General features: G+C 69.6%; 17 protein-coding genes and 1 tRNA gene. 10 read left to right on the forward strand and 8 right to left on the reverse strand.

Annotated features, from left to right (window positions below; genetic code table 11):
- Positions 1-18: 18 nt before the first annotated feature.
- From ACHZD8_RS11155 to ACHZD8_RS11170, 4 genes are all read left to right on the forward strand, one after another.
- A complete protein-coding gene (locus ACHZD8_RS11155) occupies positions 19-1,050 on the forward strand; it encodes a LacI family DNA-binding transcriptional regulator (protein WP_394770500.1) in 1,032 nt (343 codons plus the stop codon).
- Positions 1,047-2,462 (forward strand): glucuronate isomerase, encoded by a 1,416-nt coding sequence (gene uxaC / locus ACHZD8_RS11160; RefSeq protein ID WP_394770501.1) that lies wholly within the window; start codon positions 1,047-1,049, stop codon positions 2,460-2,462. The genes ACHZD8_RS11155 and uxaC overlap by 4 nt, the downstream gene beginning before the upstream one ends.
- Positions 2,463-2,553: 91 nt before the next feature.
- Entirely contained in the window at positions 2,554-4,002 is a 1,449-nt protein-coding gene (gene gndA / locus ACHZD8_RS11165) for an NADP-dependent phosphogluconate dehydrogenase (protein WP_394770502.1), read from the forward strand.
- A gap of 114 nt (positions 4,003-4,116) precedes the next feature.
- Entirely contained in the window at positions 4,117-4,944 is an 828-nt protein-coding gene (locus tag ACHZD8_RS11170) for a FadR/GntR family transcriptional regulator (RefSeq protein ID WP_394770503.1), read from the forward strand.
- A 10-nt stretch (positions 4,945-4,954) separates the two neighbouring features.
- On the opposite strand, the gene ACHZD8_RS11175 is transcribed toward ACHZD8_RS11170, so the two are convergent.
- The gene (locus ACHZD8_RS11175; RefSeq protein WP_394770504.1) at positions 4,955-6,403 is read right to left on the reverse strand and encodes an alpha-L-fucosidase; all 1,449 of its coding nucleotides are present in this window, start codon (positions 6,401-6,403) and stop codon (positions 4,955-4,957) included.
- On the reverse strand, positions 6,285-7,595 hold the full coding sequence (locus ACHZD8_RS11180) for an L-fuconate dehydratase (RefSeq protein ID WP_394770505.1): 1,311 nt from the start codon (positions 7,593-7,595) through the stop codon (positions 6,285-6,287). The genes ACHZD8_RS11175 and ACHZD8_RS11180 overlap by 119 nt, the downstream gene beginning before the upstream one ends.
- Positions 7,596-7,869: 274 nt before the next feature.
- Between ACHZD8_RS11180 and ACHZD8_RS11185 the strand changes: the two genes are divergently transcribed.
- The gene (locus ACHZD8_RS11185; RefSeq protein WP_394770506.1) at positions 7,870-8,247 is read left to right on the forward strand and encodes a hypothetical protein; all 378 of its coding nucleotides are present in this window, start codon (positions 7,870-7,872) and stop codon (positions 8,245-8,247) included.
- Position 8,248: 1 nt separating this feature from the next.
- Here the strand turns inward: ACHZD8_RS11185 and ACHZD8_RS11190 are convergent, their stop codons facing one another.
- The 6 genes from ACHZD8_RS11190 to ACHZD8_RS11215 form a co-directional block, all read right to left on the reverse strand.
- The gene (locus ACHZD8_RS11190) at positions 8,249-9,955 is read right to left on the reverse strand and encodes a long-chain-fatty-acid--CoA ligase (RefSeq protein WP_394770507.1); all 1,707 of its coding nucleotides are present in this window, start codon (positions 9,953-9,955) and stop codon (positions 8,249-8,251) included.
- Positions 9,956-10,003: 48 nt separating this feature from the next.
- Positions 10,004-10,489, reverse strand: a complete 486-nt coding sequence (locus ACHZD8_RS11195) for an SRPBCC domain-containing protein (RefSeq protein ID WP_394770508.1) — start codon at positions 10,487-10,489, stop codon at positions 10,004-10,006.
- 40 nt (positions 10,490-10,529) lie between these two features.
- Positions 10,530-10,883 (reverse strand): ArsR/SmtB family transcription factor, encoded by a 354-nt coding sequence (locus ACHZD8_RS11200; protein WP_394770509.1) that lies wholly within the window; start codon positions 10,881-10,883, stop codon positions 10,530-10,532.
- A gap of 61 nt (positions 10,884-10,944) precedes the next feature.
- Positions 10,945-11,922, reverse strand: coding sequence for a ribose-phosphate diphosphokinase (locus ACHZD8_RS11205; protein WP_394770510.1), 978 nt, complete (start codon positions 11,920-11,922; stop codon positions 10,945-10,947).
- Between the two features lie 79 nt (positions 11,923-12,001).
- Positions 12,002-13,438 carry a bifunctional UDP-N-acetylglucosamine diphosphorylase/glucosamine-1-phosphate N-acetyltransferase GlmU gene (gene glmU, locus ACHZD8_RS11210; RefSeq protein ID WP_394770511.1) on the reverse strand — a complete coding sequence of 479 codons (1,437 nt, stop codon included), beginning with the start codon at positions 13,436-13,438 and terminating at the stop codon, positions 12,002-12,004.
- A gap of 146 nt (positions 13,439-13,584) precedes the next feature.
- Positions 13,585-13,656 (reverse strand) — tRNA-Gln (locus tag ACHZD8_RS11215).
- 230 nt (positions 13,657-13,886) lie between these two features.
- Here ACHZD8_RS11215 and ACHZD8_RS11220 point away from each other — a divergent pair.
- From ACHZD8_RS11220 to ACHZD8_RS11240, 5 genes are all read left to right on the forward strand, one after another.
- Positions 13,887-14,378, forward strand: coding sequence for a MarR family winged helix-turn-helix transcriptional regulator (locus tag ACHZD8_RS11220; RefSeq protein WP_394770512.1), 492 nt, complete (start codon positions 13,887-13,889; stop codon positions 14,376-14,378).
- Between the two features lie 220 nt (positions 14,379-14,598).
- Positions 14,599-15,621: a LacI family DNA-binding transcriptional regulator gene (locus ACHZD8_RS11225; protein WP_394770513.1), complete on the forward strand. Its 1,023-nt coding sequence runs from the start codon at positions 14,599-14,601 to the stop codon at positions 15,619-15,621.
- A 515-nt stretch (positions 15,622-16,136) separates the two neighbouring features.
- Positions 16,137-17,300, forward strand: a complete 1,164-nt coding sequence (locus tag ACHZD8_RS11230) for a Gfo/Idh/MocA family protein (protein ID WP_394770560.1) — start codon at positions 16,137-16,139, stop codon at positions 17,298-17,300.
- Complete coding sequence (locus ACHZD8_RS11235) at positions 17,297-18,472, forward strand: dihydrodipicolinate synthase family protein (protein ID WP_394770514.1); 1,176 nt, start codon at positions 17,297-17,299, stop codon at positions 18,470-18,472. The genes ACHZD8_RS11230 and ACHZD8_RS11235 overlap by 4 nt, the downstream gene beginning before the upstream one ends.
- Entirely contained in the window at positions 18,469-19,320 is an 852-nt protein-coding gene (locus ACHZD8_RS11240) for a sugar phosphate isomerase/epimerase family protein (RefSeq protein WP_394770515.1), read from the forward strand. Before ACHZD8_RS11235 ends, ACHZD8_RS11240 begins: the two co-directional genes overlap by 4 nt.
- The last annotated feature ends 10 nt before the right edge of the window (positions 19,321-19,330 follow it).

Below are 19,330 nucleotides of genomic sequence, written 5' to 3' on the forward strand. Positions count from 1 at the left end.
GTGTGCTTTGCTAGCCGCATGGAACCTCTCGGCGATGCGAGGCAGGATCGGCAGGCGACCCTTGCCGACGTGGCCGCGGCCAGCGGAGTCGCCACCTCCACCGCGTCGCGCGCGCTCTCGAACCCCACCCGGGTGAACGTCCTCACGCGGGAGAAGGTGGAGCGCGCGGCCGCCGCGCTCAACTACCACGCCAACTCGCACGCGAGGGCCCTCACCTCCGGCAAGACCCGCACCATCGCGGTGCTCGTCTCCGACGTGACCAACCCGTTCTACTTCGACATCATCCGCGGCACCCAGCAGCAGCTCAAGGCCTCCGGCTATACGCAGCTGCTCGTCGACACCGAGGAGTCTGACGAGCTCGAGGACGGCATGCTGCACAAGCTCCGCGGCTCGTTCGACGGCGCCATCCTCGCCGCCTCCCGGCTCACCGACCGGCGGCTGGCGACGCTGGCCTCCGAGATGCCGCTCGTGGCGATCAACCGCCAGACCCGGGGCGTGGCGAGCGTCTTCATCGACACCCCGAGCGGCATCGAGCAGGCGCTCGGCCACCTGGTCTCCCTCGGCCATCGCGACATCGCCTACGTCTCCGGTCCGGTCACCTCCTGGCCGAACGAGGGGCGCTGGCGGGCGCTCCTCCGAGCCGCCGAGCACTACGGGGTCGCGGTGCGCCGGGTCGGACCGTTCTCGCCCAAGAAGGATGCAGGGGCCGCGGCCGCCGATGTCGTGCTCAACAGCGGGGTCACCGCCTGCATCGCCTTCAACGACCTGCTCGCCATCGGCATGCTCATGCGCCTGCGCGAACGCGGCGTGAGCGTGCCGGACGACCTCAGCATCGTCGGCTGCGACGACATCTTCGGCTCGGACTTCTGCAACCCGCCGCTCACCACGCTCACCGCGCCGATCGAACAGGCCGGCCGGGTGGCCGTGTCCATGCTCCTGGCCCGCCTCGATGCCCAGACCGCCGGCGCCGCCCGCCAGACGGCGACGCTGCCGACCCACCTCACCATTCGCGCATCGACGGGGCCCGCCCAGTCAGAGAGAGACCGATGACACGCCTCACGCCGCATCCCGACCGACTGTTGCCCGCCGACCCGGCGGTGCGGGAGATCGCGCGGCGGCTCTACGCGGAGGTCGCCACCGCGCCGATCTACTCGCCGCACGGGCACGTCGAGGCCTCGATGCTCGTGGCGAACGAGCCATTCGCCGACCCGGCGTCGCTGCTCATCACGCCTGACCACTACGTGACGCGACTCCTGCACGCGGTGGGGGTGCCGCTCGACGAGCTGGGTCTTCGCCGCGACGGAGCGGAACCCACTGCCTCCGGCCGGTCGATCTGGCGCCAACTCTCTGCCCACTGGGACGTCTTCCTCGGCACGCCGGTGCGGTACTGGTTCGAGTCGGAGCTCAGCGAGGTCTTCGGCCTCACCGAGCATCCGTCCGCCGCGAACGCCGACGAGCTCTACGACGAACTCGTGGAGAAGCTCGCCAGCGACGCCTTCCGGCCCCGCGCGCTGTTCGAGCGTTTTCGTATCGCCGTGCTCGCCACGACCGACGACCCGGCCGACGACCTCGCCGCCCATCGCACCCTCGCCGACGATCCGACCTTCACCGGCCGGGTGCTGCCGACCTTCCGCGCCGACCGCTATATGCTTCCGACGGAATCTACGTGGCGGTCACGACTCGACGCCCTCTCGGCGACCTCCGGAATCGACTGCGGCAGCTACGCCGGCCTCCTCGCCGCCCTGCGCTCACGCCGGGCCGCCTTCGCCGCGGCCGGCGGCACCTCCACCGACACCGGCGTGATCGACGCGGGCTCCGAGCCGCTCGAGCCCGCGGACGCCGAGCGCCTCCATCGCGCGGGCCTCGACGGCAGCATCACCGAGGCGGAGGCCGTCGCCTACCGGCGCAACATGCTGTACCAGCTCGCCGCGATGGCGAGCGAGGACGGCCTCGTCATGCAGCTGCACCCCGGAGTGCTGCGCAACCACCACCGGCCGACCCTCGACACCTTCGGCCCGGACACCGGGCACGACCTGCCGGACGCCACCCACTTCACCCGGCCGCTCGCGCCGATCCTGCGCGACTTCGGCACCAACCCCTCGTTCCGGATGGTGCTCTTCACCGTGGACGAGACCACGTTCTCGCGGGAGATCGCGCCGCTCGCCGGGTTCTACCCCTCGATCTACGCGGGCGCCCCGTGGTGGTTCCTCGACACCCCGGCCGGCATCGCCCGCTATCGCGCCGCCGTCACCGACAGCGCCGGCTTCGTGAAGACCTCGGGCTTCATCGACGACACCCGCGCCTTCTGCTCGATCCCGGCGCGCCACGACATGTCCCGCCGCAGCGATGCGGCGTTCCTTGCCTCCCTGGTCGCGACCCACCAGCTCACCGAGGATGACGCGGCCGGGGTCGCGCGCCGACTCGTGGCCGACATCCCGGTCGACACCTTCCGGCTGGGCTGATCGACCGGGCGAACCCGGCCCGGTAACACAACCGGTCGAGCCGGTAGCCTAGATGGGGCGTTCCCCCGCACTCGATCCAAGGAGATTCATCGTGGCACAGGCAAACATCGGCGTCGTCGGACTCGCGGTGATGGGATCGAACCTCGCGCGCAACCTGGCGAGCCGCGAGGGCAACACCGTGGCGATCTACAACCGCTCGCACGAGCGCACCGACCTGCTCGTGTCCGAGCATCCGGAGGCCAATTTCGTGTCCTCGACCACGATCGAGGAGTTCGCGGCGTCGCTCAGCAAGCCCCGCACGGCCATCATCATGGTTCAGGCCGGCAAGGGCACGGATGCCGTGATCGACCAGCTCGCCGCCGTGTTCGAGCCGGGAGACATCATCGTCGACGGCGGCAATGCGCTGTTCACCGACACGATCCGCCGCGAGAAGGCGCTCCGCGAGAAGAACCTCAACTTCGTCGGCGCCGGCATCTCCGGCGGCGAAGAGGGCGCCCTCAAGGGACCGAGCATCATGCCCGGCGGATCCGTCGAGGCGTACGAGACCCTCGGCCCCATCCTCGAATCCATCGCCGCCGTCGTCGACGGCGTGCCCTGCGTCACCCATGTCGGCACCGACGGCGCCGGCCACTTCGTCAAGATGATCCACAACGGCATCGAGTACGCCGACATGCAGCTCATCGCCGAGGCCTACGACCTGCTGCGCAACGTGTCCGGTCACTCGCCGGCCGCGATCGCCGAGGTGTTCACCGAGTGGAACTCCGGCGACCTCGAGTCCTACCTCATCGAGATCACCGCGGAGGTGCTCAAGCAGGTCGACGCCAAGACCGGCAAGCCGTTCGTCGACATCGTTCTCGACCAGGCCGGGTCGAAGGGCACCGGGGTCTGGACGGTCCAGAACGCGCTCGACCTCGGAGTGCCGGTCGGCGGCATCGCCGAGGCCGTGTTCGCCCGCGCCGTGTCGAGCCACCCCGACCAGCGCGCCGCGGTGCAGAAGAGCATCGACGCCCGCCCGGAGATCGCCGTGATCGGCGAGGGGACCGCCTTCGAGGACGACGTTCGCGCCGCCCTCTACGCCTCCAAGGTCGTCGCATACGCGCAGGGCTTCGACGCCATCATCGCCGGAGCCGTGAAATACGACTGGAACATCGACAAGGGCGCGATCGCCACGATCTGGCGCGGCGGCTGCATCATCCGCGCGCAGTTCCTCAACCGCATCGTCGAGGCCTACGCGAACGACCCGACCCTGCCGACCCTGCTCGTCGATCCGTACTTCGCGAACGCGGTGAAGGAGGGCGAGGCAGCCTGGCGCCGCGTCGTCTCTACGGCGGCGCTCTCCGGCATCCCGGTTCCCGGCTTCGGTTCGGCGCTCAGCTACTACGACTCGCTCGCCTCGAAGCGCCTGCCCGCCGCCCTCGTGCAGGGACAGCGCGACTTCTTCGGTGCGCACACCTACAAGCGAGTGGATGCCGAGGGCACCTTCCACACGCTCTGGAGCGGCGACCGCACCGAGATCGAGTCCGCCGGCAGCAGCCACTAGCCGCGGCCGGCATCCCGGCGGGCGGCGGACCGCCGGGAACCCGGCGCCCGCCGCGTACCCTATACATCGGATGAATGGGCCCGGCTTCGTGAGGCGAAACGCTACAGTTGCCGAATGGACACTCCCCCGCCCGAACCCGAGGCCGATCCCGAGGCCATGACCGAGGCGTCCGAGGGCCGGACCGCACCGCTGCGCTCGCAGACCGACGTCGTGGTGCACGACATCAAGGACATGATCATCCGGGGCACCCTGGTGGCCGGGGCGCGCCTGCCCGTGGAGAAGGACCTCGCCGCCTCCCTCGGAGTGTCGCGCAGCTCCCTGCGCGAGGGGGTGCGCGCGCTCGCGATCATGGGGGTGCTCGAGACGCGCCAGGGCGACGGCACCTACGTCACGTCGCTCGACGCGTCCCTGCTGCTCGCCCCGATGGGGTTCCTCGTCGACCTGCAGTCGTCGGCCGACAGCCAGCACATCTCCTCGGTGCGCCGAGTGCTCGAGGTCGAGGCCGCGGCCAAGGCCTCGCTGCTCATCACCGAGGAGCAGATCGCCGAGGCCGGCCGGCTCCTCGGCACGATCGACGACGTCATCGAAGACGCCTCGGCCCACGACCTCGACGCGATCATGAACGTGGACATCGAATTCCACCGGGTGATCGCCCGCGCCTCCGGCAATCCGGCCCTCGAGGCGCTGATCGAGGCCCTCGCGAGCCGCACCATCCGCACGCGGATGTGGCGCGCGATGACCGAGCAGGACGCGATCCAGCACACCCATCGGGAACACCACGACATCCTGCGCGCCGTCGCCTCCGGGGACCCTGACCGGGCGAGGCTCGCGATGTCCGTGCACCTGATCGAGGTCGAGGACTTCATCGCGAGCCACCCGGCGGCGAGCACCCAGGCCAGCACGCGCCCGACCCGTCGAGACGACGCGCCCTCGCCCGAGTGACCCGGCCCGTCTAGACCAGGAACAACTCGATTACCGGCACCGCCACGTCCGGCTTGAGCACCGGGAGCGTCAGCGTGAGCGTGCCGGCCGGCTGGCCGCCGGCGCCGGTGGTGAGGGCGACCGTGTCCGGCGCGATCTCCGCCATCGGCACCTCCGATGCGTCATTGAGCAGCTGCGCATACGCCACCTTGCCGGCGAGTCCCGGCAGGTGCACGTGCTCGAACGGCCAGGCGAACAGGTGCAGGTACAGCCTCGAACCGCGCTGGGTGTATCGCGCGTCGGCCGGCGGAACGAATTCGGATGCCCCGGCACCGTAGATGCTGCGGTCGTGCAGCCGCATCCACTCGCCGATGCCCTCGAGCGCGGTTGTGGCCGCCCCGTCCAGGGTGCCCCGAGCCGTGGGCCCGACGTTGAGCAGCAGGTTGCCGTCCTTGGAGACGCCGTCGACGAGCATGCGGATGAGCAGGTCGGTGGACTTGATGGTGAGGTTGTCGCGGAAGTAGCCCCAGCTGCCGTTGAGCGTCTGGCAGGCCTCCCAGGTGACGGGCACGCCATCCACCTCCATCGGCCCGGACGGCTGGTACTGCTCCGGCGTGACGAAGTCCCCCGGGATGTCGAGCCGGTCGTTCACGATGATTCCGGGCTGCAACTCGCGGGTGAGGGCGAGCAGCTCCTCCGACCCCCAGTCGTCCCGGCCCTTGGCCCCCCAGACCGGATGCTGCGTGTCGTTCGCGTAGGAGAAGTCGTAGAACAGGTAGTCGATCTTGCCGTAGCCGGTGAGCAGCTCGCGCACCTGGCCGTGGAGGTACTCGCGGTAGACGGCCATGTCCCTGGTCGAATTCTGCTCCACGGCATCCGCATCGTCGCGGCGGGGGTGATGCCCGTCGATCGGGAAGTCCGGATGGTGCCAGTCGAGCAGGGAGTGGTAGAAGCCCACCTTGAGCCCCTCGGCGCGCAGGGCGTCGACGTACGGCCGCACGAGGTCACGACCGTAGGGGGTGTTCACGGCCGTGTAGTCGGTGAGCTTCGAGTCCCACAGGCAGAAGCCGTCGTGGTGCTTCGTGGTGAGCACGACGTACTTCATGCCGGCCGCCTTCGCCGCCCGCGCCCAGGCCACCGGGTCGTACAGGTCGGGGTCGAAGAACTCGGCGTACCGCTCGTAGTCGCTCGTCTGTCGGCGCTCGTTTGTCATCACCCACTCGTGGCGGGCTGGGAGGGAGTAGAGCCCCCAGTGGATGAACATCCCGAATCGCGACTCGGTGAACCAGGGGGCATGGGGAATCGACACGGTGGTCTCCTTCTTCTCGTGGTTGCTTCTCGTGGTTGCTGGGTGCGGGCGTCTAGCGCTGTGCCGCCACGCTGCTCCAGTACCGGCCGGCCGGAAAGGCGAATTCGTCGATCGAGTCGGCGAACATCTCGGCGCTGTAACCGGGCTGGGTGGGCAGCACGTACGCGCCATCCTCGACGACGCAGGGCTCCACGAAGTGCTCGTGCAGGTGATCGACGAACTCGGTGACCCGGCCCTCGAGCGATCCGGACACCGCGACGTAGTCGAAGATCGACAGGTGCTGCACGAGTTCGCAGAGGCCGACACCGCCGGCGTGCGGACACACCGGCACGCCGAACTTCTTCGCCATGAAGTACACCGCGAGAATCTCGTTCACGCTGCCGAGCCGGGCCGAGTCGAGCTGGCAGAAGTCGATGGCCTCGGCCTGGAACAACTGCTTGAACAGCACCCGGTTCATGCCGTGCTCGCCGGTCGCCACCCCGATCGGGGCGACGGCGCGGCGCACCGTCGCGTGGCCGAGGATGTCGTCCGGGCTCGTCGGTTCCTCGATCCAGAGCGGCTTGAACTCGGCGAGGGAGAGCACCCAGTCGATCGCCTCCGGAACGTCCCAGACCTGGTTGGCGTCGATCATGAGGTTGACGTCCCAGCCGATCACCTCCCGGGCGATGGAGAGCCGGCGGTAGTCATCCTCGCGGTTCGCCCCGACCTTCAGCTTGATGTACTGGTAGCCGGCGTCGACGGCCTCCTGGCAGAGTCGCCGGAGCTTCTCGTCCGAGTAGCCGAGCCAGCCCGCGCTCGTCGTGTAGCAGGGGTAGCCGGTGTCGGCGAGCTCGGCGATCCTCTGCCGCCTGGTCGGCGCGAGGTCGGTGAGCAGCGCGATCGCCTCGTCCCGGGTCAGGGCGTCGGACAGGTAGCGCAGGTCGGCCGCATCCACGAGCTCGGTCGGAGTCATGTCGGTGAGCAGGCGCCAGAGCGGCTTGCCCGCCTTGCGTGCCGCCAGATCCCAGACGGCGTTCATCACCGCGGCAAGGGCGAGGTGGATCACGCCCTTGTCCGGGCCGAGCCAGCGCAGCTGCGAGTCGCTCTGCAACTCGCGGTAGATCGCGCCCAGGTCGCCCACGATCTCCTCCACGTTGCGGCCGACCAGCGGAAGCGCGCGCTGCGCCGCCGCCGCCACGCACAGGTCGTTGCCGCGGCCGATGGTGAAGGTGAAGCCGAAGCCGCTCAGCTCGGGGTCGTCGGTGCGGATCACGACGTAGGCGGCCGAGTAGTCGCCGTCCTTGTTCATGGCATCCGAGCCATCCATGCTGAGCGAGGTGGGAAATCGCACGTCGTGCGTCTCCACGCCGGTGATGGTGGTCATGTCGCCGGGTCGGACTCGGTGGGCCGCGCGCCGGTGCGCAGCAGGGTGTAGCTCACGGTCAGGAATTCCTCTCGAGGGATGCCACCAGTCTATAGATCAGATCTATTGACACGCCAGAGTCGAATCACGCCATCTGGAGTGACGATCTAGGCATAATGATCGGCTGAATCGTGGCTCGCCCTCGTCCGCGGGGCGCACGCCTCCGTTCGGCCCGGCGGATCGTGACCCGTTCGTGCCGGGCGCGATCACGCCCCGGGTGGCACACTGGTGAGTGATGTCCGAAGACCACGAGCACCCCGAGCTGGCCGGCTACGAGCCCGGCGACGGCCGCCCGCTGCGCAGCCCGCGCCTCGTTCTCGTGATGCGCGTCGTCGTGATCGTGGGCATCGCCTGCCTCGTGCTGCCCGGGGTCTTCACGACGGTCTCGGTCGCGGCCTCCACCGCGCAGACCGCCTGCGTCGCGTGGGTGGCCTACGAGGCTCCGGAGGCGCGCGCCGCCTCGGCCCGCTTCGAGGTCTTCGGCCCCGGCGGCGTCGGCTGGGAGTGCTACACCGTCGGCGCGTTCGGCGGCGACCGGCATGTGGCGTCGCTCGGCCTCATCCCGGTCTCGCCCCGGCTCTCGCCCGTGCCGGTGCCCGGAACGAACTCCTAGGTCACTCGGCGAGAAGCCTCTCGCGCACCTCGCGACGCAGCACCTTGCCGATGAGGGACTTCGGCAGCTCGTCGAAGGCCACGATGCGCCTCGGCACCTTGTACGCCGCGAGGCAGTCCCGCGCGTAGTCGCGCAGGCCCTTCTCGTCGAGCTCCCGGCCGGGCTCAAGCACGACCGCGGCCACGACGTCCTCGCCGCTGTGCGCGCTCGGCAGGCCGACGACGGCGACCTCGGCGACATCCGGATGCGCCCTCAGCGCGTCCTCTACCTCGCTCGGCGAGACGTTGAAACCGCCGACGATGATGAGTTCCTTGATGCGATCCACGATCGTCACGAAGCCGTCGGCGTCGATCCGCACGATGTCCCCGGTGCGGAACCACGGACCGGCGTCGTCGCCGGCGGCGGCCGGCACGAAGACCGCGGCCGACGCATCCGGCTTTTTCCAGTAGCCGGAGAACACCTGCGGTCCACGCACGATGAGTTCGCCCGGCTCGCCCGGCGCCCGATCGACCGCCGGATTTTCCGGGTCGACCACCCGCACCTCGGTGTTCGGCAGCGGCAACCCGACGGTCCCGGCCCGGCGCGACGGGCCGGCTGGGTTGGCCATGAGCACCGGGCTCGTCTCGGAGAGGCCATAGCCCTCCACGAGGTAGCCTCCCGTCTGGGCCTCCCAGGGCTCGACGACGGATGCCGCGAGCGGCATGGCCCCGGAGATCGCGATCTCGATTCCGGCGAGGGAGACCCCGGACTCCTTCGCGGCCGTCATGAGCCGCGCGTAGATCGGCGGCACGGCGGGCAGGAAGGTGGCCGGGCGCTTCTTCACCACGGCGAGCACCAGCTCCGGGTCGAACTTGGGGAAGAGCACGAGCCGCGAGCCCATGCTCATGGCGAAGGTGAGGCAGAGCGTGAGGCCGTAGGCGTGGAACATCGGCAGCACGGCGTAGACGACGGAGGTTCCGCGTCGCACCGTGGGCACCCAGGCGCGGGACTGGGCGGCGTTCATCGAGAGGTTGCGATGGGAGAGCGTCGCACCCTTGGGCAGGCCGGTCGTGCCGCTGGTGTACTGGATCACGGCGACGTCCTCGGCCCCCGGCCGCACGATGTGCCCGTCGACCGGCGAGTTCTCGAGGAGCTTCTCCCAGGTGACGGTGCCGTGCACCGCGGTCGTGAGCGCCGAGCGCGAGGCCCGCGCCCGCTCGATCGGCAGCCGGAGCAGCGCGCGGGTGGTGAAGGGCATGGCCCTCGTGACGTCCACCGACACGACGGTGTCGACCGCGACATCCTCGGGCAGGGCCTGAACCGTCGCCACCACGTTGTTCCAGACGATGGCGAACTTCGCTCCGTGGTCCTCGAACTGGTGGCGCAGCTCGCGCGGCGTGTAGAGCGGGTTGTGCTCGACCACGATCGCCCCGAGGCGCAGCACGGCGTAGAAGGCGACGACGTGCTGCGGGCAGTTCGGCAGCACGAGCGCCACCGTGTCGCCCTTCTGCACCCCGAGCACGCGGAGACCCTCGGCGGCGCGGAGGATCTGGTCCCCCAGTTCGGCGTACGTGGTCTCGCGCCCGAAGAACTCGAGGGCCACGTTCTGGCCGAATTCGGCCACCGACCCCTCCACCAGGTCGTAGAGGGACCCCTCGGGCACCTCGATGTCGTGAGGCACCCCTTCGGCGTAGCTTGCGAGCCAGGGCCGTGGCGTGGTGATCGTCATGGCGCTAACTCTAACCAGAGCGCGCGCCGGCGAAGGGGACGAACTGCCTCAGGCCGCCAGCAGCGCGTCGATCTGTCCGGCCGCCTCGCGCATCCCCTCTTCCATGCCCATCGCCACGAGCTCTTCGAGCTGTTCGAGGCTCGCGAAGTGCGACACGGTGGTCATGCGGGTGCCGCCGTCCACGGACTCGATCGTCACCACCACCCTGGTCACCGGCATGGCGGGGTCCGGCTCGCCGGACTGGTCGGCGAAGCCGTCCTCGAACTCCAGGCCGCGGGGCTCGTCGATCGCGGTGAATCGCCACCAGCCGGGCGCCGTGTCACCGTCCGGTCCGGTCATCCGATAACTGGCGGTGCCTCCGACCACGAAGTCGTGGCGCTCGAAGCTGGCCGGCCAGGTGGGCGGTCCCCACCAGCGTTCGAGCTGGCGCGGGTCCGACCACAGGCGCCACACTCGGCCCACCTCCACCGGGAACTCCGTGACGAGGGTGAGGGACAGCTGTTCCGGGTTCTTCTCGCTGCTGATGACCGGCATTGTGGTGACCTTTCTCCAGGGGTGATTGGTGGTGAGTGGTTCAGTCGGGCTCGGGCTCGGGCTCGGCGAGGATGTCGTCCATGCGGGCTATCCGCTCTGCCCAGACGTCTTCCCACGCGGTGAGCAGTCGGGTCGCCCGACGCAGCGTGGCGGGATCCGCGTGCACGATCTGCTCCCTTCCCCGCCTGATCTTGCCCACGAGCGACGCGCGTTCGAGCACCGCGACGTGCTTTTGCACCGCCGCGAAGCTCATCGAATAGTGCGCGGCGAGCGCCGAGACGGACTGCTCACGCTCGAGCAGGCGCGTCACGATGTCACGCCTCGTCGCATCCGCCAGGGCGTGGAAGAGGCGATCGACCTGTTCGTCGCTCAGAAGCGCGCTTTCTACAACCATTTGGTTGTACGTTAGCGCGATCGGACCCCTCTGGCAAGGGTCGAATCGACAGGGACGGGGGTCAGGCCGCGCCGTCGAACATCGACGTCACGGAGCCATCGCTGAACACCTCGTGGATGGCGCTGGCCAGCAGCGGGGCGATCGGCAGCACCGTGAGGGTGGGGAACCGCTTGTCCGCCGAGATCGGCAGGGTGTCGGTGACCACCACGGAGTCGATGAACTCGCTCTGCAGAATCGTGGATGCCGGCTCGGAGAAGACGGCGTGGGTCGCGGCCACGACCACGTTCGTCGCTCCGGCCGCCTTGAGCGCCTCGGCGGCCTTGACGATGGTGCGGCCCGTGTCGATCATGTCGTCGACGATGAGGCAGGTGCGGCCGCGCACCTCGCCCACGATCTCGTGAACCGAGACCTGGTTGTGCACCCTCGGGTCGCGTCGTTTGTGGATGATCGCGAGCGGAGCCCCGAGCTTGTCGCTCCAGATGTCGGCGACCCGCACCCGGCCCATGTCGGGCGAGACGACGGTGAGGGTGGACGGGTCGAGGCGTTCCTTGAAGTACTTGAGCAGCACCGGCATCGCGAAGAGGTGGTCGACCGGGCCATCGAAGAAGCCCTGGATCTGGGCGGCGTGCAGGTCGACGCTCATGATCCGGTCCGCGCCCGCGGCCTTGAACAGGTCGGCGACGAGGCGTGCGGAGATCGGCTCGCGGCCGCGGCCCTTCTTGTCCTGACGCGCGTAGGGATAGAACGGCGCGACCACGGTGATCCGCTTGGCGGAGGCGCGCTTGAGCGCGTCCACCATGATGAGCTGCTCCATGAGCCACTCGTTGATGGGATAGGTGTGCGACTGGATGACGAAGGCGTCGCAGCCCCGCACGCTCTCGTCGTAGCGCGCGTAGATCTCGCCGTTCGCGAAGGTGCGCGCGTCGGTGTGCACGAGATCCGCACCGAGTTCGGAGGCCACATCGATCGCCAGCTGAGGGTGGGCCCGACCCGTCACGATAACGAGTCGCTTTTGTCCGGTGGCGGTGATCTCGGCCACGTGCCCTGCTCTCTGCCGGTCACCCGACGCACTGTTCAACTTCGGCGCTGCACTGCACTGTGGGGTGGCCGCCGAAAGGCTACTCGGCGTCGGGCGTCTCGGCCGCTGCGGCGGCTTTCGCCGACGCCGTGCCCGCGCGCTTCTCCTCGACCCAGCCCACAATGTTCCGCTGCGGAGCCACGCTGATTGCGAGAGCGCCGGCCGGCACGTCCTTGCGGACCACCGTTCCCGCTCCCGTCTTGGCTCCGTCCCCAATCCTAACCGGCGCGACGAACACGTTGTGAGACCCAGAGTGCACGTGCGACCCGATCTCGGTGTGGTGCTTGGTGATGTCGTCGTAGTTGGCGGTGATCGCCCCGGCACCGAGATTGGTGTGCTCGCCGATGGTGGTGTCGCCGATGTAGCTGAGGTGCGGCACCTTGCTGCCGCGGCCGATCCTGGCGTTCTTCGTCTCCACGAAGGTGCCGATCTTGCCGCCCTCACCCAGGTAGGTGCCCGCGCGGAGGTAGGAGAACGGGCCGACAGTCGCGTTCGCGCCGATCACGGCGAGGGTTGCGTCAGTGCGCTTGACCACCGCGTTCTCGCCCACCTCGCAGTCGGTGAGCGTGCTGTCGGGGCCGACGATGGCGCCGCGGTCGACGACCGTCGCTCCCTTCAGCTGGGTGCCGGGCAGAATCTCCACGTCCTCGGCGAGCGTCACGGCGAGGTCGATCCAGGTGGTCGCCGGGTCGTGCACCGTCACCCCGGCGAGCTGCCAGCCGCGCACGATCCTCGAGTTGAGCTCCACCCCGGCCGCGCTCAGCTGGGCGCGGTCGTTGATGCCGGCGACGAGCCACGGGTCGGACACAGAGACCGCCTCGATGCGGCCGCCGGACGCTCGGATGCCGGCCGCGGCATCCGTGAGGTACTTCTCGTTCTGTGCGTTGTCGGTGCCGATCGCCAGAAGGGCGTCGCGCAGGGCGGTAGCGTCGAAGACGTAGACGCCCGAGTTGATCTCGGTGATGAGCAGCTGGTCTGGGGTGGCATCCTTCTGCTCCACGATCGCCTCGAATGAGCCGTCGGAGGAGCGCAGGATGCGACCGGCGCCGGTCGGGTCGGCGAAGTGGGCGCTCAGCAGGGTGAGCTTGTTGCCGCCGAGCTCGTGGCTGGAGACGAGTCCGCGGATCGTCGCCGCGTCGAGCAGCGGAACGTCGGCGCTGAGCACGACCACGTGGCCGGCGAACTCGCCGGGCAGGGCCGCGAGGCCCAGCTCGACGGCGCGGCCGGTGCCCGGAGCCTCATCCTGGTCCACGATGATCGCCTCGGGCAGCTGTTCCACGATCACCTCGGCGACCGCGTCGCGCTCGTGCCGAACGACCGCCACGATGTGGCTGGCGGAGAGCGCGTCGGCCGTGGCGAGCACATGCGAGACGAGCGGGATGCCGGCCAGCTGGTGCAGGATCTTCGGGCGCGACGACTTCATGCGGGTGCCCTGCCCGGCGGCGAGGATGATGACGGCGAGATCTGGATTGGTCATAGAGGCATTCTCTCGCAGGTGAGGGCGGGGTGCCGGTGTGCGCGGCTCGAGTGGGGCGTTGCGCGGCTCGAGTGGGGCCGACCTGCGGCCGGCCGTGCTCCGCACAGCGGAGCACAAGAATCGACAAATCGTTGTCGATTCTTCTGCTCCGCCTCCAGGATTCGAACCTGGACCGAACAGCTCCAAAGGCTGTCGTGCTGCCGTTACACTAAGGCGGAATTCCGGCCGCGCCGCGAAAACGGACGACCGCGACAATTCTGCCAGATGCTCTCCCCGCCCGGCGCCGAGCGCGCGTTTCTCCGGAGGTTCCGAGCACGGCATCCGAAATTCGGCCCGACACGCCGCGCAGCGCGACCTTCCGCGCCGAAGCTCCGGAGAAACGCGAGTTGCGGCGGCCGGGCAACGGATCGGGAGGCCGGGCGCGGGAACCGACCGCGATAATGGACGGATGCCCGCACACGACGAAGTCGACCGCATTGTGGATGCCTGGGTGCGCGAACGTCCCGACCTGGACTTCGCGCCACTGCAGGTGCTCTCGCGCGTCGGCCGGCTCGCGAAACACCTCGACCGAGCCCGGCGGGCGGCCTTCACCGCCTCGGACCTCGAGTCGTGGGAGTTCGACGTGCTCTCGGCGCTGCGCCGCGCGGGCAAGCCGTACCAGTTGAGCCCCAAATCCCTCCTGCAGCAGACGCTGGTCTCGAGCGGCACCATGACCAACCGCATCGACCGGCTCGTGGAGCGCACGCTCGTCGAGCGCCGCACCGACCCGAACGACGGCCGCGGCATCCTCGTGACCATGACGCCCCAGGGCCGCACGCGGGTGGATGCGGCCATCAGTCGCCTGCTCGATTCGGAGGGCGAGCTGCTCGACGCGCTCTCCCCCGCCGACCAGGAGCGCCTGGCCGGGCTGCTGCGCAAGCTCAGCCTCGACTTCGACTAGGCCTCAGCGGCGCGCGCGGTCCCGCGGCTCCCCGCGATAGACGACCGGGGTGAGTATCCTGTAGCGCCTTCCGATGTCGCCCCTATCGGGATCGAGCGCGCGGTAAGCGTGTTCCGGATGACCCGGCGCCCACGCTTTGCTCGTGCAACAATGGGCATCCAGAGCGCGGAGAGCCCGCCCGCTCGGCCAGCGAGGGATGTCGACCCGAATGAACTCCGGAGTGAGATCGCCCACCCTGCATGATGTGGCCCGCGAGGCCGGCGTCTCGCTCGCCACCGCCTCCCGTTCGCTCAACGGCAGTGCGCGCAAGGTCAACGATGCCTACCGCGAGCGCGTGCAGGCCGCCGCCGCGCGGCTGGGCTACACGCCCAACCTGTCCGCCCAGGCGGTGGCGAAGGGCACCACCATGACGGTGGCGTTGGTCGTGGGCGACATCTCAGACCCCTACTTCTCCTCGATCGCCGCCGGCGTGATCGGCGCGGCCGAGGAATCCGGCTTCATCGTGACCATGGCCGTGACCGCGAGGGACACCGAGCGCGAGCTCGCCCTCGTGCGGGCGCTGCGCGGCCAACGACCGCGGGTGCTCATCCTGGCCGGGTCCCGCACGTCGGACGAGCCATCCCAGCAGGCCCTGGTGGACGAGCTGACCGCGTTCGAATCCACCGGCGGCCGGGTGGTCTTCATCAGCCAGCACGAGTTGCCGTTCGACACGGTGCTGCTTGACAACTACGGCGGCGCCCGCCGGCTCGCCGCCCAACTCGTGGGCCTCGGCTATCGTCGGTTCGGCGTGATCGCCGGCGTCCCGTCCCTGCTCACCTCCCACGACCGCGTCGCGGGATTCCTCGACGGGCTCGCCGAGCACGACCTCACGGTGCCGGCCGACCGCATCGTGCACACCGAATTCACCCGCGACGGCGGATACGCCGGCGCCCGGGAACTCCTGGAGCACGGGATCGACGACGTGGACCTCGTCTTCGCAGTGAACGACGTGATGGCGGTCGGCGCGATGTCCGCGCTGCGCGAGGCCGGCCGGATCCCGGGCGAGTCGATCGCGGTCGCCGGCTTCGACGACATCCCCACCGTGCGCGACATCACGCCGGCGCTGACCACCGTGCAGATCCCGCTGATGGCGGTCGGACGCCACGCGGTCGACCTCGCTCTCGCGCCGCGCACGGTGGGCGGAACCGAGATTCCCGTCGAGACCACCGTGGTGATCCGCGAGAGCACCCCCGCGCGCGATTAGCTGCACTGCCCAGGGACGTAGGTTAACCGGCTGATGGGACGGGTGCCTGCCCCGCAGACTCCAGTTCTGCAGGTCGGTTTCTGCAGGACGGCTCCGGCGTCCCGGGTGCCCGCCCCGCAGACTCCAGTTCTGCAGGACGGGTTCTGCAGGACGGGTTCAGGCGAGCGTGGGTAGGACGGCTCGGGCGGATAGCGAGGACGAGAGATGCAGAACCGACGGGAGCGTCCTGCAGATCGGGACCGTTCGGGTCGCGACACCCCTGTCGCGTCCTGCACAACTGTCCTGAATAAGGCGTCCTGCACACGCTGTCCTGCATAACTGGAGTCTGTGGGGTAGGCAACCACGCCCCCTGCCGCGACGACGACCGGCCGCGGCCGCGACCGATGCCCCATCGTCACTTGCGCGATCCGGCCCGTCGCCATACACTCCTTGGTAAGCGCTTTCCCGCACGAGGCGCTCCCACCGTCCCGTTCGTAGAAAGCGCGCCCGTGTCACAGTCGACAATCGGAATCATCATGAACGGCGCGACCGGGCGCATGGGCTACCGCCAGCATCTCGTGCGGTCGATCCTCGCGATCCGGGACCAGGGCGGGGTGCTTCTGGCCGACGGCGGCCGCGTGCAGGTGGAGCCGATCCTCGTCGGGCGCACCGAGGCCACCCTGCGGGAGCTCGCCCAACGGCACGGCATCGAGCACTACACGACCGACCTCGACGCGGCCCTCGCCGACGACCGCTGGCAGATCTACGCCGACTTTCTCGTGACGAAGGCGCGGGTGCCCGCGATCCGCAAGGCCATCGCGGCCGGCAAGGCCATCTACACCGAGAAGCCCACGGCGGAGAGCTTCGAGGAGGCCCTCGAACTCGCCGTGCTGGCCGAGGCCGCCGGGGTCAAGAACGGGGTGGTTCACGACAAGCTGTACCTGCCGGGGTTGCAGAAGCTCGAGCGTCTCATCGCCTCCGGCTTCTTCGGACGCATCCTCTCGGTGCGCGGTGAATTCGGCTACTGGGTCTTCGAGGGAGACTGGCAGCGGTCCCAGCGACCGAGCTGGAACTATCGCGGCCAGGACGGCGGAGGCATCGTCGTTGACATGTTCCCGCACTGGAACTACGTGCTGGAGAACCTGTTCGGCCGAGTCGAATCCGTCTACGCGAGGGCCGTCACCCACATCCCGGTGCGCGTCGACGAGAACGACGTGGCCTTCGAGGCGACGGCGGATGACGCGGCCTACGCCATCTTCGAGCTCGAGGGCGGCATCGTCGCGCAACTGAATTCGAGCTGGACCGTGCGGGTGAACCGCGAGGAGCTCATGGAGTTCCAGGTCGACGGCACCCTGGGCAGCGCCGTCGTCGGGCTCTTCGGCTGCAAGATCCAGCCGCGCACCGCCACGCCCCGGCCGGTCTGGAACCCGGATCTGGCCGAGAGTCACGACTACTCGCACGACTGGCTCGAGGTGCCTACAAACGACGTGTTCGAGAACGGCTTCAAGACCCAGTGGGAGGAGTTCATCCGCCATGTGGTGGATGACGGTCCCAACCGTTTCGACTTCCTCGCGGGGGCGCGGGGCGTGCAGCTCGCCGAACAGGGGCTGCTCAGCTCGCTCACCGGCCGCCGCATCGACCTGTCCGTCGTGAGCCTGCCCGCGCTGGCCGTTCCGTCTCTTCCCGCCGCTCAGCAATGACGCACCTGCGGCTGCTCTCGACCGACGGCAGCACGAGCGCCGAACCGCTCAACCCCGCTCCCCCGTTCACGAGGCCGGCCGCGCCGCTCGCCTCGCGGGTGGCCTACGCGGCGGCCCACGTGATCCCGCGGGCCTGGGCGCGGAACACGCCGGGTTCCCCCGCGGAGATCGACTGGGAGGCCACCCTCGCCTTCCGCCACCACGTCTGGTCGTGGGGACTCGGGGTCGCGGACGCCATGGACACCGCCCAGCGCAACATGGGACTCGACCCGCCGGCCACCCGCGAACTGATCACCCGCAGCGCCGCCGAGGCGCGCTCGGTCGGCGGCCGGCTGGTCGTCGGGGTCAACACCGACCACGTCGACGACGAGTTCATCCCGCTCGAGGCCGTGATCGACGCCTACACGGAGCAGCTGCACTTCGCGGAGGACGCCGGAGTCGGCGTCGTGCTCATGGCTAGCCGTCATCTGGCCCGGGCCGCCCGCTCGACCGAGGACTACCGTCGGGTCTATCGGGAGGTGCTCGCCGCCGCCGGGGCGCCGGTCGTGCTGCACTGGCTCGGTCCGGCCTTCGACCCGACCCTCGAGGGGTACTTCGGCTCGAGCGACGTGGCGGCGGCCTCCGCGACCGTGCTGCAGATCATCGAGGAGAACCTCGGCGCCGTCGCCGGCATCAAGATGAGCCTGCTCGACGCATCGGCCGAGATCGCCGTGCGGTCTCGACTTCCCGAGACCGTCACCATGTTCACCGGGGACGACTTCAACTACGTCGGACTCATCGCCGGGGACGAGCCGACCTCCCCCACGCCCCGGCACTCGGATGCCCTGCTCGGTGCGTTCGCGGCCGTCGCCCCGAACGCATCGGCGGCCATCCAGGCCCTCGATGAGGGCGATCGGGCCGGCTACCGGCGCATCCTCGGCCCCACCGAGGAACTGTCCCGGCAGATCTTCTCGGCCCCCACCTTCTATTACAAGACCGGAGTCGCGTTCCTCTCCTGGCTCGGCGGGCACCAGTCCTCGTTCACGATGGTCGGCGGACTGCACGCCGCGCGCAGCCTCCCGCACCTCTCCGAGATCGTGCGCCTCGCCAACGCCTGCGGCGCGCTCGAGCGGCCGGAGCTCGCGGCGTCGCGCTGGAACGACCTGCTCGCGGTGAACGGAATCGTCGCGTGAACGGGGCGGCCCCTGCACATCCGCGGCTCTCCCTCAACCAGGCCACCATCAAGTACGAGTCCCTCGAGACCGCCCTGAGGCTCGCCGTCGACGCCGGCATCGCGAGCGTGGGGCTCTGGCGCGAGCCGATCGCCGAGACGGGCCTCGCCCTCACGAGGCGGCTGCTCGACGACTCCGGGCTGCGGGTCTCGAGCCTCTGCCGGGGCGGGTTCTTCACCGCCGCCGAGGGCGAGGAGCGCCGGGCGGCGATCGACGCCAATGCGCGCGCGATCGACGAGGCGGCGGCGATCGGCGCACCGGCTCTCGTGCTCGTCGCCGGAGGCCTCCCGGCGCACTCCCGCGACCTGGCCGGTGCCCGCGAACGGGTGCGGGATGCGGTCGGCGAGCTGGTCGACCACGCGAGCGCCGCGGGGGTCACCCTCGCGATAGAGCCCCTGCACCCGATGTACGCCTCAGACCGCGCGGTGATCTCGACCCTCGCCCAGGCCATCGACATCGCCGAACAGTTCCCGGCGAGCACCGTGGGAGTGGTGGTGGACACCTTCCATCTCTGGTGGGATCCGGAGCTGCTGCCGCAGATCCTTCGCGCCGGCGCCGGCCGCCGCATTGCGAGCTACCAGGTCTGCGACTGGGCGACACCGCTGCCCGAGGACGTGCTGCTCGCTCGGCACTACCCGGGCGACGGGGTCATCGACTTCGGTCCGATCACCGCGGCGGTCACCGCCGCCGGCTACACGGGCGACGTGGAGGTGGAGATCTTCAACCAAGAGATCTGGAACTCCCCGGCGGCCGAGGTGGTCGCCCGCACCGTCGAGTCGTTCGGCGAGGCGGTCGGCATCCACCTCTGACGGCGGACCG

Origin of the sequence: Lacisediminihabitans sp., assembly GCF_043726815.1 — a bacterium.
Taxonomy (GTDB): Bacteria; Actinomycetota; Actinomycetes; order Actinomycetales; family Microbacteriaceae; genus Lacisediminihabitans.